This window comes from Herbaspirillum sp. (assembly GCF_035644555.1).
GTDB lineage: Bacteria > Pseudomonadota > Gammaproteobacteria > Burkholderiales > Burkholderiaceae_D > Herbaspirillum.
In genome coordinates this window covers 16,360-37,989 of the sequence record NZ_DASQOH010000078.1, presented here as the reverse complement: position 1 = coordinate 37,989, position 21,630 = coordinate 16,360, and the positions used below count along the sequence as shown (strand labels likewise).

General features: G+C 64.9%; 17 protein-coding genes. 10 read left to right on the top strand and 7 right to left on the bottom strand.

Features of this window, described 5'->3' with window-relative positions; all coding sequences use genetic code 11:
* Positions 1 to 89: 89 nt before the first annotated feature.
* The 3 genes from VE092_RS21685 (at position 90) to VE092_RS21675 (ending at position 4,881) form a co-directional block, all read left to right on the top strand.
* A complete protein-coding gene (locus tag VE092_RS21685; RefSeq protein WP_324879994.1) occupies positions 90 to 1,109 on the top strand; it encodes a serine/threonine protein kinase in 1,020 nt (339 codons plus the stop codon).
* Between the two features lie 42 nt (positions 1,110 to 1,151).
* Positions 1,152 to 1,721 carry a DNA-3-methyladenine glycosylase I gene (locus tag VE092_RS21680; protein ID WP_324879993.1) on the top strand — a complete coding sequence of 190 codons (570 nt, stop codon included), beginning with the start codon at positions 1,152 to 1,154 and terminating at the stop codon, positions 1,719 to 1,721.
* 160 nt (positions 1,722 to 1,881) lie between these two features.
* Complete coding sequence (locus VE092_RS21675; RefSeq protein WP_324879992.1) at positions 1,882 to 4,881, top strand: DNA translocase FtsK; 3,000 nt, start codon at positions 1,882 to 1,884, stop codon at positions 4,879 to 4,881.
* 128 nt (positions 4,882 to 5,009) lie between these two features.
* On the opposite strand, the gene VE092_RS21670 is transcribed toward VE092_RS21675, so the two are convergent.
* On the bottom strand, positions 5,010 to 6,443 hold the full coding sequence (locus tag VE092_RS21670) for an NAD-dependent succinate-semialdehyde dehydrogenase (protein ID WP_324879991.1): 1,434 nt from the start codon (positions 6,441 to 6,443) through the stop codon (positions 5,010 to 5,012).
* A 319-nt stretch (positions 6,444 to 6,762) separates the two neighbouring features.
* Here VE092_RS21670 and VE092_RS21665 point away from each other — a divergent pair, with 319 nt between their 5' ends.
* Positions 6,763 to 8,235: a YihY/virulence factor BrkB family protein gene (locus VE092_RS21665; RefSeq protein WP_324879990.1), complete on the top strand. Its 1,473-nt coding sequence runs from the start codon at positions 6,763 to 6,765 to the stop codon at positions 8,233 to 8,235.
* On the opposite strand, the gene VE092_RS21660 is transcribed toward VE092_RS21665, so the two are convergent.
* The 4 genes from VE092_RS21660 to VE092_RS21645 are packed head-to-tail and all read right to left on the bottom strand — an operon-like array spanning position 8,199 to position 11,379.
* The gene (locus tag VE092_RS21660; protein ID WP_324879989.1) at positions 8,199 to 8,912 is read right to left on the bottom strand and encodes a glycosyltransferase family A protein; all 714 of its coding nucleotides are present in this window, start codon (positions 8,910 to 8,912) and stop codon (positions 8,199 to 8,201) included. The two genes, VE092_RS21665 and VE092_RS21660, sit on opposite strands and share 37 nt — an antisense overlap.
* Positions 8,913 to 8,960: 48 nt before the next feature.
* Complete coding sequence (locus VE092_RS21655; RefSeq protein WP_324879988.1) at positions 8,961 to 9,545, bottom strand: class I SAM-dependent methyltransferase; 585 nt, start codon at positions 9,543 to 9,545, stop codon at positions 8,961 to 8,963.
* The gene (locus VE092_RS21650) at positions 9,542 to 10,327 is read right to left on the bottom strand and encodes a PIG-L family deacetylase (protein WP_324879987.1); all 786 of its coding nucleotides are present in this window, start codon (positions 10,325 to 10,327) and stop codon (positions 9,542 to 9,544) included. The genes VE092_RS21655 and VE092_RS21650 overlap by 4 nt, the downstream gene beginning before the upstream one ends.
* Positions 10,315 to 11,379, bottom strand: a complete 1,065-nt coding sequence (locus VE092_RS21645) for an acyl-CoA dehydrogenase (RefSeq protein ID WP_324879986.1) — start codon at positions 11,377 to 11,379, stop codon at positions 10,315 to 10,317. The genes VE092_RS21650 and VE092_RS21645 overlap by 13 nt, the downstream gene beginning before the upstream one ends.
* A gap of 330 nt (positions 11,380 to 11,709) precedes the next feature.
* On the opposite strand from VE092_RS21645, the gene VE092_RS21640 reads away from it, so the two are divergent.
* A complete protein-coding gene (locus tag VE092_RS21640) occupies positions 11,710 to 14,031 on the top strand; it encodes an FdhF/YdeP family oxidoreductase (RefSeq protein WP_324879985.1) in 2,322 nt (773 codons plus the stop codon).
* Positions 14,032 to 14,064: 33 nt separating this feature from the next.
* Here VE092_RS21640 and VE092_RS21635 read toward each other — a convergent pair whose 3' ends face one another.
* On the bottom strand, positions 14,065 to 14,829 hold the full coding sequence (locus tag VE092_RS21635) for a GntR family transcriptional regulator (RefSeq protein WP_077237838.1): 765 nt from the start codon (positions 14,827 to 14,829) through the stop codon (positions 14,065 to 14,067).
* Positions 14,830 to 15,192: 363 nt separating this feature from the next.
* Here VE092_RS21635 and VE092_RS21630 point away from each other — a divergent pair, with 363 nt between their 5' ends.
* The 5 genes from VE092_RS21630 to hydA all read left to right on the top strand — a co-directional run bounded on the left by VE092_RS21630 (position 15,193) and on the right by hydA (position 20,219).
* A complete protein-coding gene (locus VE092_RS21630; RefSeq protein WP_324879984.1) occupies positions 15,193 to 16,233 on the top strand; it encodes an ABC transporter substrate-binding protein in 1,041 nt (346 codons plus the stop codon).
* A gap of 32 nt (positions 16,234 to 16,265) precedes the next feature.
* Positions 16,266 to 17,081 (top strand): ABC transporter permease, encoded by an 816-nt coding sequence (locus VE092_RS21625; RefSeq protein ID WP_077237840.1) that lies wholly within the window; start codon positions 16,266 to 16,268, stop codon positions 17,079 to 17,081.
* A gap of 50 nt (positions 17,082 to 17,131) precedes the next feature.
* Positions 17,132 to 17,923: an ABC transporter ATP-binding protein gene (locus tag VE092_RS21620; protein WP_324879983.1), complete on the top strand. Its 792-nt coding sequence runs from the start codon at positions 17,132 to 17,134 to the stop codon at positions 17,921 to 17,923.
* A gap of 11 nt (positions 17,924 to 17,934) precedes the next feature.
* The gene (locus VE092_RS21615) at positions 17,935 to 18,663 is read left to right on the top strand and encodes a maleate cis-trans isomerase family protein (protein ID WP_324879982.1); all 729 of its coding nucleotides are present in this window, start codon (positions 17,935 to 17,937) and stop codon (positions 18,661 to 18,663) included.
* 131 nt (positions 18,664 to 18,794) lie between these two features.
* Complete coding sequence (gene hydA / locus VE092_RS21610) at positions 18,795 to 20,219, top strand: dihydropyrimidinase (RefSeq protein ID WP_324879981.1); 1,425 nt, start codon at positions 18,795 to 18,797, stop codon at positions 20,217 to 20,219.
* A gap of 162 nt (positions 20,220 to 20,381) precedes the next feature.
* Here hydA and VE092_RS21605 read toward each other — a convergent pair whose 3' ends face one another.
* Positions 20,382 to 21,452 carry an asparaginase gene (locus tag VE092_RS21605; protein ID WP_324879980.1) on the bottom strand — a complete coding sequence of 357 codons (1,071 nt, stop codon included), beginning with the start codon at positions 21,450 to 21,452 and terminating at the stop codon, positions 20,382 to 20,384.
* Between the last annotated feature and the right edge of the window lie 178 nt (positions 21,453 to 21,630).

The window sequence follows — 21,630 nt, the reverse complement described above, 5'->3', positions numbered from 1 at the left end:
AAAGGCATTCAGCCAGGGGCGCGAGCATTGTCGGCGCCGGTTGCCGCAATCTGCTGCGGCGCGGGCGCCGTGGACAGTACAATAGCCGAATGAATCAAGCCGCCACTGCTGACATCCCTGACGTCCCCGACGCCACTTCCTTCGCCACGCTCTCGCCCGATACGGTGCTCGATGCCCTCGACGCCCTGGGCCTGTATGGCGACGGTCGCCTGCTGGCATTGAACAGCTATGAAAACCGGGTCTACCAGGTCGGCATGGAAGACGGCCCGCCGCTGGTGGCCAAGTTTTACCGCCCCCTGCGCTGGTCGGATGCGCAAATCCTCGAAGAACATGATTTTTCGCAGGAGTTGGCCGACGAAGAGGTTCCGGTAGTGCCGGCCATGCGCCTGGACAGCGGCGCCACCCTGCATCGCCATGCCGGTTTCCGCTTTGCCGTGTTCCAGCGCCATGGCGGCCGCGCCCCCGAGCTGGACGATGCCGACACCCTGGAACGCCTGGGCCGCTTCATCGGCCGCATCCATGCGGTGGGTATGCGCCGTCCCTTCGTCGAGCGCCCCGCGCTGGACCTGGCCAGCTTCGGCCATGAGCCGCGCGACTGGCTGCTGGCGCATGACTTCATTCCCATGGATGTGGCCACCGCCTGGCGCACCACGGTCGAACAGGCCCTGCAGGGCGTGCAACGCTGCTACGACCGCGCAGGCGACATCCGCAGCCTGCGCCTGCACGGGGATTGCCATGTCGGCAATGTCCTGTGGACCGATGCCGGCCCGCACTTTGTCGATTTCGACGACAGCCGCAGTGGCCCCGCCGTGCAAGATCTGTGGATGCTGCTTTCCGGCGAGCGACGCGAGATGGTCGGGCAACTGGCCGACCTGCTGGCCGGATATGAAAGTTTCTGCGAATTCGAACCGCGAGAACTGTACCTGATCGAAGCGCTGCGTACACTGCGGCTGATCCATTATTCCGCCTGGCTGGCGCGCCGCTGGGACGACCCGGCGTTTCCGGCCGCTTTTCCCTGGTTCAACACCCAGCGCTACTGGCAAGACCGCATCCTGGAATTGCGCGAGCAGATCGCGCTGATGGATGAGCCGCCCCTGTGGCCGGTGTGAACCGGTACCGATGAACCGCCTGACCTGTTTCCCCCATCTTCCATGAGCCAATCCCTTACCCGCTGCGGCTGGGTCAACCTTGCCAACCCTCGCTACGTCGAGTACCACGACCACGAGTGGGGCCTGCCCTGCCATGACGAAACCCGACTCTTCGAAATGCTCAACCTGGAAGGCGCCCAGGCCGGGCTGTCCTGGGAGACCGTGCTCAACAAGCGCGAGAGCTACCGCGCCGCCTTCGACCAATGGGATGCCGAGAAGATCGCCGGCTACGACGAGCGCAAGGTGGCGCAATTGCTGGCCGACCCCGGCATCGTGCGCAATCACCTGAAGGTGGCCGCCACCATCGGCAATGCCCGCGCCTACCTCAAGCTGCGTGAGGAAGTCGGTGGGCTCGATCCCTACCTGTGGGGCCAGGTCGACGGCCAGCCCATCGTCAACCGCTGGGCTTCCCTGGCGGACTGCCCGGCCAAGACGCCGCTGTCGGATGCCATTTCCAAGGACTTGGCCAAGCGTGGCTTCAAGTTCGTCGGCTCCACCATCATCTACGCCTATCTGCAGGGCGTGGGCGTGATCAACGACCACGTGCGCGATTGCCATTGCCACGGTCGCTGAGTCGACCTGTACCAAAGGGTGGCATGAAGAAGGGATGAGGACGGGCGGCCGTGGTCGGGTTTGGTTTACACTCGCAGCCTGCGGCGGTGCATCAGGACTGCCGGGATAGATTCACGAGGCCGGCTGGCGCCATGCCAGGCCGGTGAAGTATGGGAGTAGCATGATTTTCGTCAAATGGTTTGGCTGGTCGGTCCTCTGGCTGCTGCCGCTGCTGCTGCGCACGGTAGCGCGCGTGCTCGGCCGCAAGTCCATCTTCGGCGGCCGCGGCGCCATCCGCCTTTGGTGTGGCAGCCTGTTGCTGCTGGCCGCCAGCGGGGCGCTGGAAGCCCTGCTGCGCGCGCAACTGAGCAGCAGCGACGACGGCCCCAGCGGTGATCTGGTCGGTGCAGCCCTGATGGAAACCCTCGGCGGCAAGATCAGCAAGGGCATCGCCGCAGTACTCTTGCTGGGCCTGCTGGTGCTGGGTCTGAAGTGGTTGCTGGGGGCCATCTTTGGCCGAAGCGATGCGCAGAGCCGCGACGATCACCCAGAACTGGACCTGGGACCACCCCGACGCGGCAGTATCGAAAGCGAACGCGTGCGCATGAGCAGCCAGCGCAGCAGTTTCCCGACAGGCGCCGAGCGCCGTATGCCTGCGGTGCGCCAGCCTGTGCCGCCGCGCGCAGCGGCCCACCCCTCCGGCCATGCCGCGAACCGCTCGCCGGTGGGCTCGCCCTTCGAACCGCGCCCGCGTCCAGCCCGCCTCACGCCAACCCCCGCCAATGAGCGCCCACAGGAGGGTGCTGCCCGTGATGACTGGAAGGTACCGCTGTCGGCCCTGACCGGCGGCCAGTCGCGCCATGCCCAGGCAGGGCAGGGTGGCCAAGGGGGACAGGGGGGCAAATGGCCTTCGCTCAACCCCCGTCCGTCCGGCCCCGCCGCCAAGGCGCGCCCGGAATCCGAGTGGGCCGCTTTCGAAACCCTGCGCCCGACCGAAGCCATGCTGGCCCGTGCCGCCGCCAGCCGCGCCATCTCGGCCGCCAGTGCTGCCGCCGATGTCAGCCTCTCGCGGGCGGCCAATCCGGCGTTACCGATCCGCCCGATTCCGTCGTCGATTGCCCGTCCCGGCGCGGACCAGTCGGGGGCGCCGTCCTCGGTCAACCCGGCCAACCCGACCCGCAGTATCCGCATCAGCAGCGTAGGCCGCGCCGCGCCGCAGGCAGCTGCACCGACCGGGCCGGCGCCGCGTGCCGATGTGATTCCGACCCGCCTGATGCGCTCGCTGCACGAGGCCGATGGTCCGCAGGGTCCGACGTCACCGGCCGCGCCCATCGTGCCGGTGTTGCCGATGCCAAGCACGCCGCAGGATCACTTGATCCCCGACCTGCCGACCGCCCACCAACTGCCGCCGGCAGGTGCCGCCTGGGCGCCGGCCGAACCCGCGCAAGCGCCCGTCCTGCCCGTCTCGGAGCCGGAAGCGTTCTCACCCGCAGAAGACGAACCGATCGACCTCGGCACCTTCAACGCGCCCTGGTTCGACATGCTGCCCGATCCGGCAGCGCCAGCATCGCCGGCATCGCCGGCCTCCCAGCAGCCGGCCTTCACCGTGCGCATGCCCGAACCGCAGCCGGCCGCGGCCGCGCCGGTGGCCAGGGTCTATCCCGATCACGAGGACGAGCCCCGGGTGGATATCCCGCTGCCCTCGCTGGACCTGCTGGACGAAGTCCCCGAGTCGCGCATCGAGATCGATCCCGAGCAACTGCAGGAAACCGGCCGCCTGATCGAACAGCGTCTCAAGGAATTCAAGGTCCCCGTGACCGTGCTGGGCGCCGAAGCCGGCCCGGTGATCACCCGCTTCGAAGTGGAACCGGCGCAAGGCGTGCGCGGCGCCCAGGTGGTGAACCTGATGAAGGACCTGTCGCGGGCGCTGGGGCTGACTTCCATCCGGGTGGTCGAGACCATCCCCGGCAAGACCTGCATGGGCCTGGAACTGCCCAATGCGCGCCGGCAGATGATCAAGCTCTCCGAGATCATCCATTCCCAGGCCTACCGCAAGTCGTCGTCCCACCTCACCATTGCCATGGGCAAGGACATCACCGGCACACCCGTGGTGACCGACCTGGCGCGGGCCCCGCACATGCTGGTGGCCGGTACCACCGGCTCGGGCAAGTCGGTGGCCATCAATGCCATGATCCTCTCGCTGCTCTACAAGGCCACGCCCGAGGAAGTGCGCATGATCATGATCGACCCCAAGATGCTGGAGCTGTCCATCTATGAAGGCATCCCGCACCTCCTGGCGCCGGTGGTGACCGACATGCGCGAGGCCGCCCATGCCCTGAACTGGGCGGTGGACGAGATGGAGCGCCGCTACAAGAAGATGTCCAAGCTGGGCGTGCGCAACCTGGCCGGCTACAACCAGAAGATCGACGAAGCCGCCGCCCGTGGCGAGAAGATCCCCAATCCCTTCAGCCTCACGCCGGACGCTCCGGAACCGCTGGAAAAGCTGCCCACCATCGTGATCGTCATCGATGAACTGGCCGACCTGATGATGGTGGTCGGCAAGAAGGTCGAAGAGCTGATCGCCCGCCTGGCGCAGAAGGCGCGGGCAGCCGGCATCCACCTGATCCTGGCTACCCAGCGTCCCTCGGTGGACGTGATCACCGGCCTGATCAAGGCCAACATCCCGACCCGCGTGGCCTTCCAGGTGTCTTCCAAGATCGACTCACGCACCGTGCTGGACCAGATGGGTGCGGAATCCCTGCTGGGCCACGGCGACATGCTGTTCCTGCCGCCGGGCTCGGGCTACCCGCAGCGCGTGCACGGCGCCTTCGTGTCCGACGAAGAGGTGCACCGCGTGGTGGAATACCTGAAGTCCTTTGGCGAGCCGCGTTATATCGAGGAAATCCTGGCCCCGCCGATGTCCGAGGACACTGCCCAGGCCGACATGTTCGCCGGTGGCGAGGGTGGCGATCCGGAGTCCGATCCGCTCTACGACGAGGCCGTGGCCTTCGTGCTCAAGACACGGCGCGCCTCGATCTCGTCGGTGCAGCGGCAATTGCGCATCGGCTACAACCGCGCAGCGCGGCTGGTGGAACAGATGGAGACGGCCGGCGTGCTCTCGGCCATGTCGCGCAACGGCAGCCGCGACATCCTGGTCCCACCCTCTGGCGGCGAGGAATAGAGACAACGGCATCGGTGCCAGCGCCAACGCGAATATCCGGCTGCACAAGACAAAACGGCGAACCCTTGCAGGTTCGCCGTTTTGCTTGAACGCCGTCTCAGGCGATCAGTGCATCAGAGCGCCAGCCCTCAGATATCGAGCTGGGTCACCAGCTTGGTATTGATGTAGGCCTCGATGGCTTCGGTACCGCCTTCGGAACCATAGCCGCTGTCCTTGACGCCGCCGAAGGGCAGTTCCGGGAAGGCCAGGCCCAGGTGGTTGATGGTCAGCATGCCGCTTTCCACGCGGGCGGCCAGTGCGTGCTTGGTCTGTGCCGACTTGGCGAAGGCATAGGCTGCCAGGCCGAAGGGCAGGCGATTGGCTTCGGTGATGACTTCATCGAGGGTCTCGAAGGAGTTGATCAGCGCCAGTGGACCGAAGGGCTCTTCATTCATCACCCGTGCGCTCAGCGGCACGTTGGTCAGTACGGTGGGCTGGAAGAAGTAACCCTTGTCACCGATGCGCTTGCCACCGGTGCGCAGTTGCGCGCCGTTGGAGACGGCATCGTCGATCAGCGCTTCCAGTGCGGGGATGCGACGCTTGTTGGCCACCGGACCCATGTTCACGCCGGCTTCCAGGCCATTGCCGACCTTCAGTTGTTCGGCATAGGTGACGAACTTGTCGACGAAGGCGTTGAACACGCCCTTCTGCACCAGGAAGCGGGTCGGCGACACGCATACCTGACCGGCATTGCGGAACTTGGACGTCGCCAGGGTCTTGGCGGCCAGGTCCACATCCACGTCATCGAACACCATGGCCGGCGCGTGGCCGCCCAGTTCCATCGTGGCACGCTTCATGTGCTGGCCGGCCAGCGCCGCCAGTTGCTTGCCCACCGGCGTGGAACCGGTGAAGGAAATCTTGCGGATCACCGGATGCGGGATCAGGTATTCCGAAATCTCCGCCGGCACGCCATAGACCAGGTTGATGACGCCGGCCGGCACGCCTGCATCGGCGTAGGCACGGATCAGTTCAGCCGGCGAAGCCGGAGTTTCCTCGGGCGCCTTGACGATGATGGAACAGCCTGCCGCCAATGCGGCCGACAGCTTGCGCACCACCTGGTTGATCGGGAAGTTCCAGGGCGTGAAGGCCGCCACCGGGCCGACCGGCTCCTTGATCACCATCTGGTAGGCGCCCGGGGTGCGGGCCGGTACCAGGCGACCGTAGGTACGGCGGGCTTCTTCGGCGAACCAGTCGATGGTGTCGGCCGCACCCAGGGTTTCCATCTTGGCTTCGGCCAGCGGCTTGCCTTGTTCCTGGGTCATCAGGCGGGCGATCTCGTCGACGCGCTCACGCAGCAGGTCGGCTGCCTTGCGCATGATCTTGGAGCGATCGAAGGCGGACATGTTGCGCCAGGTCTCGAAGCCCTTCTTGGCGGCTTCCAGGGCGCGGTCGAGGTCGGCGCGGTCGGCGTGGGCGATCTTGCCGATCACTTCCTCGGTGGCCGGGTTGATCACGTCGATGGTGCGACCGGAAGCGCTGGCGGTCCATTCGCCGTTGATGTAAAGCTGTACGTCCTTATACATGGGCAATCCTCGTTCTTCAGGTTGGGGGAAGGGCCGCCGCTGCCCGGTTCACGCGATCAGGCAGGAACACAGGGCGGGCAGGACGGCCGCGGGAGAATTCAGACAGACCGGCGTTTGCCGGTCTGGTTCATGCGCGTTGCAGGCCCCGGGGCAATGCGGCGCGAAGACTGTCTTTATACCACGCGCCATGTTTTCGCGTCGGCCCGCCAGGGCGCCGACAGCGGCTTCCTACAAGGGTGGCGCGGCATCTGCCGGGGAGGAACAATCGCTGCCGGCCGTCGGTCACACCGGCACAACAATATGTCTAATCGAGGTCCCCATGAACCGCTCTCCCGACGCGTTCCGTCCCGCCCACCATCCTGCCGACGCTGCCGGCGGCGCTGATTCCATCGAGCGTGATAGCGCTGCCTCCCATGCGGAACCGGATCTCCGTGGCAGTGCTGGCGGCGTGCTCGCTGGTGCCCTGCTGAGCGCCGGGCTGGGCATCTGGCTGGGACGCAAGCGTCGTGGCCGGCAAGTGCAGCGTGCGCAGCACTTGCAGCGCGCCTCGTCGGCCGCCGTCAAGAGCGCACCGCGCCACTCTTCGCGCCCGCACGCCGCAGCCCAGGTCGGTCACGAGACACTCTCGCCCGGGCTGGAACGCGCGTTGCGGATTGTGACCCTGGCCATGCCGCTGGTGGCAGCCTGGCGCAAGGGATCGGAGGCTTCCCGGGCGGCCGCGGCCAAGGCCCGGGCCGAGCCCACCTTGCCGCCGGACGCCCCGGCCCGCATCGACATCGTCAAGGCCAAGCTGGAACCGGCCCCGTCGGATTACCTGGACCCGGCCGCCGAGGTCAAGATGCTCAAGGGTGGCACCCGCGCCCAGCAAGCCTGGCAGATGACGTCGGCCGCCATCAATGCCTGGATCGATGACTTCGCGCCCAGCATGGGCGCAGCCATCGCCTACTACACCATCTTTTCCATCGCCCCCATGCTGGTCATCGCCATCGCCGTGGCCGGCATGCTGTTCGGTCACGACGCGGCGCAGGGCGAGATCGTCAACCAGATCCGCGACATCGTCGGCACCGAGGGCGCCTTCGCCATCCAGGGCTTGCTCAAGTCGGTCAGCCAGCCGCGCGAAGGCATGATCGCCGCCGGCATTTCGGTGGTGACGCTGGTCATCGGTGCCACCGCCGTGTTTTCCGAATTGCAGAGTGCGCTCGATCGCATCTGGCGTATCCCGGCTGCCAAGCGCAAGAGCGGGGTATGGCAACTGGCGCGTACGCGCCTGCTGTCCTTCGGCCTGATCCTGGGACTGGGCTTCCTGCTGATCATCTCGCTGGTGGTCAGCGCTGTGCTGGCGGCCCTGGGACGCTGGTGGGGCGGTTGGTTCGAGGGTTGGCAACTGGTGCTGCAACTGCTCAACTTCGTGCTGTCCTTCGTGGTGTTTTCGACGCTGTTTTCGATGATCTACAAGTTCATGCCGCGCGTGACCTTGTCCTGGCATGACGTCTGGATCGGGGCGGTCGCCACTACGGTCCTGTTCATCGTCGGCAAGTACCTGATCGGACTCTACCTCGGCAGTACCGGCATGACGTCCGGCTTCGGTGCCGCCGGTTCCTTTGCCCTGCTGCTGCTGTGGATCTACTACTCGGCGCAGATCTTCCTGCTGGGGGCGGAGTTCACGTGGATCTATGCCAACAATTTCGGCTCACGCGCCCGCCGCCAGAAGCTGGTCAATACCGTGCAGGAACATCACGTCAGCCTGGAACAGGCTCAGCAGGTGGTGCGTGGCAACGATAGCGCGCGCTGAGGCGCCAGCGTCAGGGCTGGGCAGTCTTCCACCGCCCATTGCCGGAGGGTGTCGCCAAAGCCGCCGCGCGCCTTGCTCTGCGGGCGGGTGCTGGTGACCACCCGCGGACGTGCGCTCCAGGCGATACGCGCGCCGCTGGCCTGCAAGGCCTGCACCAGTCCCACATCTTCATGGCAGCGGAGCGCCGGGAAGCCGCCTGCGGCCAGATAGGCCCGCGCGCACACGCCGAAGTTGGCGCCGTGGATATGGCGATGTTCGTCCTGGTCGACATAGTCGCGCGCAAAGCGCTGCTGCACCTGCGGCGGATGGCCGTGCCAGTCGTCCGGCACCACGGTGCCGCATACCGCGTCGGCCTGCAGCTTGAGCTGGGCGGCCAGCCAGTCGGGCGCGACGCGGGTGTCGGCATCGGTGAAGGCCAGCCAGCGCGCACCCTGCAACAGCAGTTGATCGGCACCCAGCGCGCGGGCCAGCCCGACGTTGCGCGCCTGAATCGGCAGCACGCTCACCGGATGGCGGCGCGCAATCGCTTCGGACCCATCGCTGCAGGCATCGAGCACCACCACGATGCGTACTTCCTCTCCCCCCAGGTCGGCGTGACCGGCGGCCTGGCGGACTGCCTGCAGGCAGGCATCAAGCAGGACTTCTTCATCGTGGGCGGGAATGACGATGCCTATCATGGCGTGCTCCTCCTTGTTGTTCTGGCGGTCGGACTGTCCGGCCGGGGATCAGGTCTTGCGCCACAGATCGATCAGGATGTCTTCATCCTCGTAGCAGGCCTGGCGCTTGAGCCTGGCATGGGCGTCGATGAGCTGGTGCATGGGGCGCGTGGCCAGCAGGCGGTCGTCGAACTCCTTTTTCCAGTGACAGGCCAGCAGGTGTCCGCCTTGCGCCAGGCTGCCCGCCGCCAGCGTCGCCATCTCCGCCATTTGCGGCGCATCGAAGTAGTAGCAGAGTTCGGAAAAGACGATCAGCTCGAACTCCGGCGCATCGTGCGGCGGTACCGGCCATTGCTCGGGCAGGGCCTGACGGCGGACCTCCACATGCGGCAGATGCGCGGTCTTGTCGCGCGTGATGCGTACCGCTTCCTCGCAGAAGTCCGAGGCCATCATGCGCTGGCAGCGTTCGGCCAGATGCAGGGTCAGTTCGCCGCTGCCGCAGCCGGGCTCGAAGATGGTGGTACATCGTTGCCGGGGCAGGATGGCCGCGACGATGGCGCGCTTGCGTTGTTCGTACCAGCTTTCCCGGGTATTCCAGGGGTCGACATTGCCCGCATACAGTTGGTCGAAATGTCCGGTGGTCCGCGCTGTCATAGGAAGAACACCTCGTAGGGCCGCACGAAGTGCGCCAGCACACCGGCCGGCAGCACCGGGTCACGTTCACCATCGCGGCCGATCTGGCTGTGATAGCAACGCAGGGCGCGCCGCTTGCGCAGCCCGGTATCGGCATCGAAGGCCAGCTTATGCGCCCGGCCCCAGGGGAAGTCGCCCGACAGCGGCTGTGCCCAGTGCCAGCCCCAGATCGGCACTTCGACCAGCTTGCAGCCGAGTTCATGTTCCAGTTCGGCGGCGATCTCGCCCACCGTTTCATGATCGGGATGGCCATCCAGCCGCCAGGGCGCGAACACGATATCGGTATGGCGCAACTGCGCGATCAGCCAGGCTTTCAGTTCCAGCCGGTGCTGCCGGATCTGACCGTCGGGAATCCGGGCCCGCAGTATGCGCGCCTGGCCGGCGCCCAGGCACTCCAGGGCCGCCATGCTTTCGGCCGGTCGCAGCAGTGGCAGGCGTGGTGCCAGCGGCGAGCTGTCGGGGTGACTGTGTTCGCCATCGCTGACCGCCACCACGGCGATCTCGCGCATCATCGAAGCCAGTCGCGCGATGAGACCGCCGCAGCCCAGTGTTTCGTCATCCGGGTGGGGGGCCAAAATAACCGCGCGCGAGCGCGGTGGCACCAGTTGGGCCAGTTCGATCTCGGGCAGCGCATGCAGGCGCTGGCAGGATTGCCAGACCTCCTCGGTGGTGCCGTGGGCGACGTCGATATGGCGCGCGGCCGGTGGGTGCCGTGTCGCTGCGGGGGCATTCACAATAAGCATGGGGCAGACTCCTCTTGCAGGCAGGATGTGGCCAGCGCGGCCAGGTCGCGCTCGGCATGGCTCTGGCGCAACCAGACCGGCAGGTCGGCCAGCAGGCGCGCACTGCGGCGCTGGCCGCAATAGGGATGGGGACCGAGCGCTGCGCCCATGTCGTCGATGATGCGGGTGCAGGCCTGCTCGACGATGAGGCGCGTACGCAGGGCATGCCGCATGGCGTCTTCGGCGGGGAAGGCATCGATCCGTGCCGCGCTCTCGCGCAGGCTGGTGGCCGAGGTATGGAGCGCGCATTCGGCGCTGCCCAGACGCGCCAGTGCGTGCGGGTCGGCGCGTTGTGCCAGCGCCTGTCGCAGCTGTCCCACCAGGGCGGCTGCGGCGCCATGCCAGCAGGCAGCGATGCCGATGCCGCCGTGCCAGAAGCCGGGCCGGCGCAGATAGAAATCGGGGGCGCCCACCACCTGGGCCGTGGCGCCCTGCAATTGCAGGCGGGCGGTGCGGGTGGCCGCCATGCCGACGGCCGCCCAGTCGTCTTCGATGATGCTTACCTCGCGCTGGCCCAGCTCCAGCGCCAGCAGCCAGGTGCGACCGGCGTCGTCGCGGTGGCTCAGCAATCCGTGCGTGACCGCAGCGGCCCCCGAGCACCAGGGTTTCTCGCCGTCCAGCAGAACGTACTCTTCGGCGGCCGGCATGCGCATGACCAGACTGCCCGGGCGCCCCTGGGCGCACCACACGCCCCAGATCGAGCGGGGCGGCTGTGGGTGTCCGGCTGCGGCCAGGATGGCCAGTGCATCGGTATGGGCCTCATACAGCTTGGCCAGTGACAGGTCGTGCGCGGCCACCGCCGCCAGGGCTTGCCAGCGGGCCAGCGTTTCTCCCTGGCCGGGCAGCGGCAACTGATCCAGACCGGCCGCGACCAGCTGGCGCAGCAGGCGCGCGTCGAGGCCTGCCAGTTGTTCGTGGGGGCAATCGGCCAGTGCGGATGCGATGAATCCTTCCAGCATGGCGGGCAGGGTGGGGCAGGCGGGGACATCACCAGAAGCGCGACAGTTCATCATGACCAGGCCGGGTTCGGGCGGCCGGGGAGGGGCCGCAACGATGAGCAGTATGCGCGGCAATGCGGAGCGCCGATGTCGGTGCGCTGCTGTGATAGTCGTAGGATTTCATTAAGGCCGGGTAGCGCGGCGGCGACCTGTAGGAATCGTACGCACTGTAAATCCGTCTCGCGCCTACAGCCAAACCGCTGCGCTACTTCCATCATGACCACCATCCACGTGTCTGTACGTCCCCGACCGGACCACGCACGCATGCAGCCGGGCGCCGCGCCAAACACGCGCCTATCGTGAACCCATGAATCCAGCTCGACAGAGCACGCACAAAGAGGCGATATGAAAACCAAGGACATTCCCGAAAAGGCCAGTTTCGACGAATACAACAATGCCGCCGGCGGCTGGGGCTCGGTCAAGGCGCTGGGTTCCATCCTGCAGCAGGAGCACGTGATCGCCACCGGCACCCGCATCCTGATGAAGCAGAACAAGCCCGATGGCTTCGCCTGCGTCAGCTGTTCCTGGGCCAAGCCGGCCGATCCGCATCTCTTCGAGTTTTGCGAAAACGGCGCCAAGGCCACCGCCTGGGAAATCACCGGTAAGCGTGCAAGCCCCGACTTTTTCGCGCAGCATACGGTCAGTGAGATGGAAAGCTGGAACGACCTCGAACTGGAGTCCACCGGCCGCATTACCGAGCCCATGAAATATGACGCCGCCAGTGATCGCTACCTGCCGGTGTCATGGGCGGAAGCCTTCGATGACATTGCGTCCCGGCTGCGCGCGATGGATCCGAAGAAGGTGGTGTTCTATGCCTCAGGCCGGGCCTCGTTGGAAACCTCCTACCTGTACCAGTTGATGGCCCGCCTGTATGGCAGCAACAACCTGCCCGACAGTTCCAACATGTGCCACGAATCGACCTCGGTGGCCCTGCCGCAGACTATCGGCGTGCCGGTCGGCACGGTCCGGCTGGAAGACTTTGAACAGACCGAGTGCATTCTTTTTTTTGGTCACAACACCGGCACCAATGCCCCGCGCATGCTGCATCCGCTGGAAGCGGCACGTAAGCGCGGGGTTCCGGTGATCACGTTCAATCCCTTGCGTGAACGCGGCCTGGAGCGCTTCGTCAATCCGCAGTCGCCCAAGGAAATGATCACACCGGCCCATACCGACATCAGTTCGCAGTATGTGCAGATCAGGATAGGTGGTGACACCGCCGCCGCCGTGGGAATGGCCAAGCGCATCCTCGAGCGCGACGACCGTGCCCGTGCTGAGGGCCTGCCTCGCCTGCTCGACCAGGCCTTCATTGATGAGCACACCAGCGGCTTCGAGGAATTCGCCGCGGCGGCCCGGGCCGCCTCCTGGAGCGATATCGAACAGCATGCGGGCGTATCGCGCGCCGAACTGGAACTGGCTGCCGACACCTACGCCAGTGCCGGCCGCGCCATGCTCATGTATGGCATGGGCGTGACCCAGCACCGGGAAGCCGTGCGCACCATCCACATGCTGACCAACCTGCTGCTCATGCGCGGCAACATCGGCAAGCCCGGTGCCGGCATCTGCCCGATCCGCGGCCATTCCAACGTACAGGGACAGCGTACCGTCGGCATCACGGAAAAACCCAAGATGGTACCCAACGACCGTCTGCGTGCGCTGTATCATTTCGAACCGCCGATGGAGCAGGGCCTCAACACCGTGGAGGCCTGCGAAAAGATCCGTGACGGCGAGCTGTCGGCCTTCTTCATGCTGGGCGGCAATTTCGTGCGGGCCATTCCCGACCACGGCGTGATGGAGCCGGCTTGGCGCAAGCTGCCGTTGACGGTGCAGGTGGTCACCCACTTCAATCGTTCCTGCGTGATCCACGGCCAGACCGCCTATGTGCTGCCATGCCTGGGGCGCATCGAGATCGACCGCCAGCGGGGCGGAGAACAGGCGGTCTCGGTGGAGGACAGCACCGGTTGCATGCACGGTTCGCGCGGACGGGTAGAGCCCGCCTCGCCGCACCTGCTCTCGGAGCCGGCCATCATCGCCGAGCTGGCCAAGCGCCTGCTGCCTTTCAATCCGCACGTGGACTGGGATGCCTGGGTGGGGGACTACGCCCGCATCCGCGATGCCATTGAAGCCACCTATCCCGATATCTTCCGCGACTTCAACGCCCGCATGTGGACGCCGGGCGGCTTCCCCCGCCCGCTGGCCGCGCGCGAGCGCCAATGGAAGACACCCAATGGCAAGGCCAACTTCAAGACACCGGCCGGACTGGAGCCCGATCCCGACATGCCGGCCGACGCCCCTGGCGTACTGCGTCTGATGACCACCCGTGGCGACAGCCAGTTCAACACCACCGTCTATTCGCTGGATGATCGCTTCCGTGGTGTCTGGGGCACCCGCCGCGTGCTGCTGCTGAACCTGCGCGACATGCAGGCCCAGGGCCTGGTGCCAGGTGATTTCGTCACGGCCGAGACGGTCTCCGACGACGGCGTGGAGCGACGCGTGGATCACCTGCGGGTAGAGCCTTTCGATATCCCCGTGGGCTGCGTGATGGGTTACTTCCCCGAACTGAACCGCCTGATTCCGCTGTTCCACCATGCGCGCGACAGCAAGGTCCCGGCGGCCAAGTCGATTCCGGTGCGTTTGATTGCGGAGGTGAGTGAGCCGGTGTTGTCCTGACAGCGGTCGTCAGCTTGCAGCTGCCGGGCGGTTCTATACCACGCCCAGCAGCACTTCCAGATCGTCATCCTCGCCCAGCGGGGTGGACATATCCAGCACGCTCTCGATATGGTGCAGGTGCGCCAGCATGGTCGCCACCGCCTCTTCGGCGCGGCCTGCTGCGATGGCATCGATGATGTCGCCATGGTCATCGTGCGTGCAGGCCGGCACCGTCGGGGAGTCGTACAGCACGATGATGAGACAGGTCAGGGAGGCCAGTTCGCGCATCATCTTGCTCATCACCGGGTTGTCCACCATGTCGGCGATGCGGATGTGGAATTCTCCCGAGAGCCGGATAATGGCGCGCCGGTCATTGCTCGCCCGCGCCTTGGCTTCCTCGGCCACGTGGGCCCGCAGCAAGGCAATGTGCTCGGGTCGCGTGTGCTCGCACAGATGACGCAGCAGGGCCGGTTCCAACAGGCGGCGCGCAGCGAAGATGTTGCGGGCTTCCTCCGGGGTGGGGCTGGCCACGAAGGCGCCGCGGTTGGGGATGGTTGTGATCAGGCCCTCATGCGCCAGGCGCGCCAGCACTTCCCGTACGCGGGTACGGTTCACGCCGAAGATGCCCGCCAACTTCTCCTCGACCAGCTTGGTGCCGGGCGTGAGGCGATGTTCCATGATGGCCCCGACTATCCTTTCATAGATGGCATCCCCAGCCAGTGGCCGCACGCTGAACGCCTGGCCAGGCAGCGGGCTGTTGTCCGGGTGCTCGTGCTTGCTCTGTTTCCTGCGGGGGCTGCTGGTGCTGGTCGGGCTCATGGGTTTTCGGATCGAAGACGTAGGTTGCCCGCCATGATAGCGGAAAATTGTGGAAATTGATTGTCACAAAACGATAAAAATAATCAGACAAATAAGCGCTCAAAATGCTGCACTTTGACGGGGCGTTTTCCCTCTTTTGGCATGCTCACATTGAATTGCTTTGGTGCGTCCATGCTGGTTTCCGCCCGGCAATACGAATAGAGGGATGGGTCATGAGTACCAATCCACAAGGGGTTTGGGGGAATTTCTCAGTAACTGCGACAGGGTATTTCCGGGCTGGCACAGGCTTTGCATAAACGGTGGCAATGCAAAACAAGATTGTCACAAAATAGTCGTCCTCGAATGTCCACCTGGGAGAAAACCATGCAACAGCAAGTCCGCAAGTCCCCCTCCGGCCTGTTCTTCAAGACAGTCGCCCTCGCCAGCCTGCTGGCCTGCACCGCCTTCGGCTCCGGCTCGGCCATGGCCCAGGCCAAGCCCAAGATCAAGCTGGCCTATGCCAAATGTGCGCATTGCATGTCTATGGCCATGGTGCCGGCGCTGGCGCAGAACGTGGAGATCGAGGGCATCAACTTCACCGCCGGCAGCGATGCGCTCACGGCGCTGGTGTCCAAGAGCGTCGATATCGCCCAGGTGACCTACCTGGCCTACGTCAGCGGCCTGGACAAGGGCTTCGATCTGGTTGCCGTCTCGGGCCAGGTCAACGGTGGCTCGGAGATGCTGGTCGGCAAGGACAGCAAGCTGGCCTCGGATGACTGGGCCGGCCTGAAGAAGCTGATCGCGCAATACAAGGCCGAAGGCAAGCCCTTCCGTATCGCTGCCTCGCGCGGCAATGCCCAGGATCTGCACATGCGTGGTGAACTGGCCGGCCATGGCATCGATCCGTCCAAGGATGTGCAGTTCGTCAATATCCCCAATCCTTCCGATCACGCGGCAGCGCTCTCGCGTGGCGAGGTGGAACTGATCTGCTCGGTGGAACCGTTCGCTTCGCAGATCCGCATGACCGGCGTTGGCAAGCATTTTGCCTATCCCTATGACCAGGCGGCAGGTCGCCTGACCAATCTGATCGTGACCCGTTCGGATGTCATCAAGGAACATCCGGCCGAGGTCAAGGAAACCGTGGCCGCGGTGGTCAAGCTGGTCGATGGCTTGCAGAAGGACAAGCAGGGCTGGATCAACAGCATCGTCAAGGGCACCGGCCTGGATCCCAAGATTGCTACCGAGGCGCTCAACAACGCCTATCCCGACTATCGCATGTATCGCACCCAGACCAAGGCCATTGCCGGGATGATGAAGGATCTGAAATACGTCTCCAGCGATGTCTCGGCGCTGGCCGAAAAGAACATGGACTACAGCTTCCTGATGAGCGTGACCGGCAAGCCCAAGTCCGAGCTTGGTTATTGATTCACGACGACACTAGCCCCAAAGGAAACATCATGAGTGGATGGAAGCAATCCCTGTCGGAAGCCAAGTGGCGCTTTGCGGTGCCGCTGTTGCTGGTGCTGTTCTGGGAGGCTTTCTCCCGCTCGGGCGTGATCCCGGCATCGCTCCTGCCGGCCCCTTCGCGCGTGTTCGCCACCTGGATGGACTGGATCTTCGGCATCAACGAAGCGGCCCAGGACAGCAGCGGCAAGTGGATCTACGATGCCATGGCCAGCTGCCTGCGGGTGACCGCCGGCTACCTGATCGCGGCGGTCTCCGGCATTGCGCTGGGGGTGGCCATCGGCTGGTGGCGCTGGGTCGAACGCACCATCGAACCTACCGTGCAGATGCTGCGACCGATTCCGCCGGTGTCCTGGATTCCGCTGGCCATCATCTGGTTCGGCATCGCCAACAAGCCGGCCATCTTCCTGGTGTTCCTGGGGGCCTTCTTCCCGATCCTGATGAATACCGTGCATGGCGTGAAAACCGCTGACCGCAACCTGTTGCGCGCCGCGGCCATGGCCGGTGCCCGGCAAAGCCAGTTGCTGCGCTTCGTCATCCTGCCGGCCGCCATGCCCAGCATCTTCGCGGGCTTGCGCATCGGCATCGGCAGCGCCTGGATGCTCACGGTGACCGCCGAGATGGTGGCCGTCAAGAGCGGGCTCGGGTATGCGCTGTGGGATTCGTATTACTTCCTGCGCTATGACCTGGTGATCGCGGCCATGATCAGCATCGGACTGCTGGGCTTCCTGGCGGACTGGATCCTCAAGCAGATCATGCATTCCATGCTGCGCTGGCAGCATGTGGCAACCGTACAGGGCAAGGCCTGAGCGGCCCGTGCCCGTCCGGCCTGCGCATCAACGATCAAGGAAAACGCATCATGGCATTCATCGAACTGAACGATATCGTCAAGGTCTTCAAGGACCGCAAGCGCGGCACCGACATGCTGGCCATCGACCAGGTCAGCCTGCAGCTGGAGAAGAAGGAATTCCTCTGCCTGCTCGGTCCCTCCGGTTGCGGCAAGTCCACGCTGCTGAACATGATCGCCGGGTTTGAATTCCCGACCAGCGGCGCGGTGAAGGTGGCCGGCCAGGCCATCACCGGTCCTGGTGCCGACCGCGGCATGGTGTTCCAGCAGGCCAACCTGATGCCCTGGTTGCCGGTCTGGGACAACGTGGCCTTTTCGCTCAAGTTGCAGGGCAAGAGTGCGGCCGCGCGGCGCGCAGCGGCCCAGCCTTTCATCGAGACGGTCAAGCTCAAGGGCTTCGAGAACCACTATCCCAGCGAACTCTCCGGCGGCATGGCGCAGCGGGTCGGCATTGCCCGCGCGCTGCTGCAGAACCCCTCGGTGATCCTGATGGACGAGCCCTTCGCTGCCCTGGATGCGCAGACCAAGATGGAGATGCAGGAAGAGCTGGTGGCTCTCTGGCAGCGTTACGAAGGCACCATCGTTTTCGTTACCCACAGCGTCGATGAGGCCCTGATCCTGGCCACCAAGGTGGCGGTGATGACGCATCGGCCGGGACGCATGCGCGAGTTGATCAACATCGACCTGCCGCGTCCGCGCGATACCACCACTCCCGAATTCAACCAATACAAGCGCCATGTGCTGAGCCTCATCCGCGAGGAATCGGCACTGGCCCATGCGGATGCCGCCCTGTTGGCAGCCTGAAAGGAAACATGATGACCCAACGCACCCTGCTCGGCATGCTCACGCCGTCTTCCAACACCACGCTGGAACCGGTGACCACCGCCATGCTGGCCGACATCCCCGAGGCCAGCGCCCACTTCGGCCGTTTTCGCGTGACCGAGATTGCGCTGTCCAACCAGGCGCTGGCGCAGTTCGACGACAGCGAAATCCTGCGTGCCGCCGAACTGCTCTCGCATGCCAAGGTCGGCAGCATTGCCTGGAATGGCACATCCTCGGGCTGGCTGGGCTTCGATGCCGACGAGCGCCTGTGCCGCCGCATCACCGAGGCGACCGGCATCCCGGCCTGTACCTCGGTACTGGCGCTCAACGAGATCTTCGACATCACCGGCGTGAAGCGCTTCGGTCTGGTCACCCCGTACCTTGACGAGGTGCAGGCGGCCATCATCAAGAACTATGCCGCCTCCGGTCTGGAATGCGTGTCCGAACGCCATCTGCGCAAGCAGGACAATTTCTCCTTCTCCGAAGTCGGCGCAGCCGAGCTGCGTGCCATGGTGCGCGAGGTGGCCAAGGATAAGCCGCAGGCCATCACCATCTTCTGCACCAACCTGCGTGGCGCGCCGCTGGTGGAGGAGCTGGAGCGCGAAGTCGGCATCCCGATCTACGACACCATCTCCACCGTGGTCTGGAAGTCGCTGCAACAGGCCGGTGCCGATCCCTCGCGCATTCGTGGCTGGGGCAGCCTGTTCCGCGACGTGCGCTAGCCCGCTCGCTCCGCACTCTCAATTTCTCTCCCCGCCTGACGTCCCGGCCCCTGCCGGCGGCGTTGGCGGCGTCACGCCCATGGCAGCACGCGCTGCCGGGACAGACGCGTGCCTGATCGAAAGGAAAACAGATGGACAGCTTTGACCTGGTGATTCGCAACGGTACCGTTGCGACGGCCTCCGACATCATGCAATGCGACGTCGGCATCAAGGATGGCAAGGTGGTCATGCTCGGCTGCGGCCTGGCCCCCGGACGCGAAGAGATCGATGCCAGCGGCAAGCTGGTCCTGCCCGGTGGCGTGGATGCGCATTGCCATCTCGACCAGCCGATGGAAGAGGGCCTGAAGATGGCCGATGATTTCCGTAGTGGCACGATCTCGGCCGCCTGCGGCGGCACCACGACGGTGATCCCGTTCGCCGCCCAGGCCAAGGGCGGCTCCCTGCGCGCAGCGGTGGAGGACTACCATCGCCGGGCCGAGGGCAAGGCGGTGATCGACTACGCCTTCCACATGATCGTGAGCGACCCCAGTGAACAGGTCCTCAAGCACGAGCTGCCGCAACTGGTGCGTGAAGGCTATACCTCCTTCAAGATCTACATGACCTATGACGATCTCAAGCTCAACGACCGCCAGATCCTCGACCTGCTGGCGCTGGCGCGCAGGGAAGGGGCCCTGGTCATGGTCCATGCGGAAAACGCCGATTGCATCGGCTGGCTCACCGACCAGCTGGAAGAAGCCGGCCTGACGGCACCGAAGTATCACGCCCACTCACGTCCAATGATGGTGGAGCGCGAAGCCACCCATCGGGCCATCGCCCTGTCGGAGCTGGTGGACGTGCCCATCCTGATCGTGCATGTCTCGGGTCGGGAAGCCATCGAACAGATCCGCTGGGCCCACGGCCACGGCCTGCGCATCCATGCCGAGACCTGTCCGCAATACCTGGTGCTGACGGCCGATCACCTGGATGACGGCTACCATGGCGCCAAGTGCGTCTGCAGTCCGCCGCCGCGCGACAAGGCCAACCAGCAATACGTCTGGGACGGCCTGGCCAGCGGCCTGTTCACCGTGTTTTCATCGGACCATGCCCCCTTCCGCTATGAGGATCCGCAGGGCAAGAAACCGGGCGGCCAGGAAGTGCCGTTCCGCTACATCCCCAATGGCACGCCGGGGCTGGAGACGCGCATGCCCATCCTCTTTTCCGAAGGCGTGGGCAAGGGGCGCATCGATCTCAATCGCTTCGTGGCGCTGACCGCGACCGATCCGGCAAAGATGTATGGCCTGTATCCACGCAAGGGCACCATCGCCATCGGCAGCGATGCCGACATTGCCATCTGGGATCCGCATCGCGAGGTACGGGTGAGCAACAGCATGCTGCATCACGATGTCGATTACACGCCCTATGAAGGCATGCATCTGACGGGCTGGCCGGTGCTGACCCTGTCGCGTGGCGAGATCGTCTGGCGCGATGGCGAGGTCCTGGGAACGCCGGGACGGGGCCAATTCCTGCCGTGCGGACTGCCTGATCCGGCCCGGCCCAAGAGACAGATTTTCCAGTGAGAAGACACGCTTGGGGATGTCTGCACCCGGTCGTAGGATGCGCGGTTCAGGGCGCAAGAAAAAGCCCCGCCGAAGCGGGGCCGAGAGCAATTTCAACAACAGAAGCAACAGAAGATCATGAATGCGAAAACGATTTATATCGTTTTCTGACGTCAGGTGAGATCAATACTTCCACATGATCTTCTGCAGTTCCTTGGGATCGTTGGTCCTGGTCAGTGCCAGTTCGGCCAGGATGCGCGCCTTCTGGGCGTTCTGGTCGTCGGTCACTACCCAGTCGAACTTGTCGTCGGGTTGCTCGCCGTTGCGGATCACCACGCCGCTGCCGGTGCGCGAGGCGCGGATCACCTGCACGCCCTTGCTGCGCACTTCCTGCAAGACCGGCACGATCTGTTCGGCCACGCTGCCGTTGCCGGTGCCATCGTGGATGATGGCCTTGGCGCCGGCGGCGACGAAGGCGTCATAGGCGGTGCGGCTCACGTTGCCGTAGTTGTAGACGATGTCCACGCGCGGCAGGCTGCTGATCTGGTCGATGTCGAACTCGGTCTGCGTGGTGTGCGGGCGGGCCGGCAGGCGGTAGAAGCTCAGCTTGTTTTCCACCACGTAACCCAGCGGGCCGTAGGGCGAGCGGAAGGTCTCGACCTTGAAAGTATTGCTCTTGGTGACGTCGCGGCCGGAGTGGATTTCATCGTTCATCACCACCAGCGTGCCCTTGCCGGCGGCTTCCTTGCTGCCGGCCACCAGCACCGCGTCATACAGGTTCAGCGCACCGTCTGCACCCAGCGCGGTGCCCGGGCGCATGGAGCCCACCACCACCACCGGCTTTTCGCTCTTGAGGACCAGGTTAAGGAAGTAGGCGGTCTCTTCGATGGTATCGGTGCCGTGGGTGATGACGATGCCATCCACGTCGCCCTGCTTCAGCAGTTCGGAGACGCGCTTGCCCAGCTTGATCAGGCGCTCGTCATTGAAGCTCTCGCTGCCGATCTGGAAGATCTGCTCGCCGCGCACATTGGCGATCTTGGAAATCTCGGGAACGGCGGCGATGATCTTGTCCACCGGCACCACGGCCGACTGGTAGGCGGCGGTGTTCACGCTGGAAGCGCCCGCGCCGGCGATGGTGCCGCCGGTGCCGATGACGACCACGTTGGGCTTCTTGTCCTGGGCGTGCGCGGCGAAGGCGCAGGCCAGCGAGAGGATCAGGACGGCGCCGGTTTTCTTGAAGTGTGTCTGCTGCATTTTTATAGGTCTCCTGGTACGCATGGGGTAGCGACGGGCGATCACGCTTCTGTTTCGTTTCTGATGCTTGTCTGCAAGCGGATCGCGTGATGAGTTCGTACGGTGAGCGTCGAACGTTGGCGATCATACGAAAGCGCTGCCGTGCTGTCTCATGCTTTTAAAACATGAGCGGATGCAC

What these genes read in the sequence shown, in the direction of transcription:
- hydA (WP_324879981.1), top strand. Translation starts at nt 18,795, where the DNA reads ATGGACAGCTTTGACCTGGTGATTCGCAACGGTACCGTTGCGACGGCC.
- VE092_RS21640 (WP_324879985.1), top strand. Translation starts at nt 11,710, where the DNA reads ATGAAAACCAAGGACATTCCCGAAAAGGCCAGTTTCGACGAATACAAC.
- VE092_RS21655 (WP_324879988.1), bottom strand. Translation starts at nt 9,545, where the DNA reads ATGACAGCGCGGACCACCGGACATTTCGACCAACTGTATGCGGGCAAT.
- VE092_RS21615 (WP_324879982.1), top strand. Translation starts at nt 17,935, where the DNA reads ATGACCCAACGCACCCTGCTCGGCATGCTCACGCCGTCTTCCAACACC.
- VE092_RS21645 (WP_324879986.1), bottom strand. Translation starts at nt 11,379, where the DNA reads ATGATGAACTGTCGCGCTTCTGGTGATGTCCCCGCCTGCCCCACCCTG.
- VE092_RS21665 (WP_324879990.1), top strand. Translation starts at nt 6,763, where the DNA reads ATGAACCGCTCTCCCGACGCGTTCCGTCCCGCCCACCATCCTGCCGAC.
- VE092_RS21605 (WP_324879980.1), bottom strand. Translation starts at nt 21,452, where the DNA reads ATGCAGCAGACACACTTCAAGAAAACCGGCGCCGTCCTGATCCTCTCG.
- VE092_RS21650 (WP_324879987.1), bottom strand. Translation starts at nt 10,327, where the DNA reads ATGCTTATTGTGAATGCCCCCGCAGCGACACGGCACCCACCGGCCGCG.
- VE092_RS21675 (WP_324879992.1), top strand. Translation starts at nt 1,882, where the DNA reads ATGATTTTCGTCAAATGGTTTGGCTGGTCGGTCCTCTGGCTGCTGCCG.
- VE092_RS21660 (WP_324879989.1), bottom strand. Translation starts at nt 8,912, where the DNA reads ATGATAGGCATCGTCATTCCCGCCCACGATGAAGAAGTCCTGCTTGAT.
- VE092_RS21685 (WP_324879994.1), top strand. Translation starts at nt 90, where the DNA reads ATGAATCAAGCCGCCACTGCTGACATCCCTGACGTCCCCGACGCCACT.
- VE092_RS21680 (WP_324879993.1), top strand. Translation starts at nt 1,152, where the DNA reads ATGAGCCAATCCCTTACCCGCTGCGGCTGGGTCAACCTTGCCAACCCT.
- VE092_RS21630 (WP_324879984.1), top strand. Translation starts at nt 15,193, where the DNA reads ATGCAACAGCAAGTCCGCAAGTCCCCCTCCGGCCTGTTCTTCAAGACA.
- VE092_RS21620 (WP_324879983.1), top strand. Translation starts at nt 17,132, where the DNA reads ATGGCATTCATCGAACTGAACGATATCGTCAAGGTCTTCAAGGACCGC.
- VE092_RS21625 (WP_077237840.1), top strand. Translation starts at nt 16,266, where the DNA reads ATGAGTGGATGGAAGCAATCCCTGTCGGAAGCCAAGTGGCGCTTTGCG.
- VE092_RS21670 (WP_324879991.1), bottom strand. Translation starts at nt 6,443, where the DNA reads ATGTATAAGGACGTACAGCTTTACATCAACGGCGAATGGACCGCCAGC.
- VE092_RS21635 (WP_077237838.1), bottom strand. Translation starts at nt 14,829, where the DNA reads ATGAGCCCGACCAGCACCAGCAGCCCCCGCAGGAAACAGAGCAAGCAC.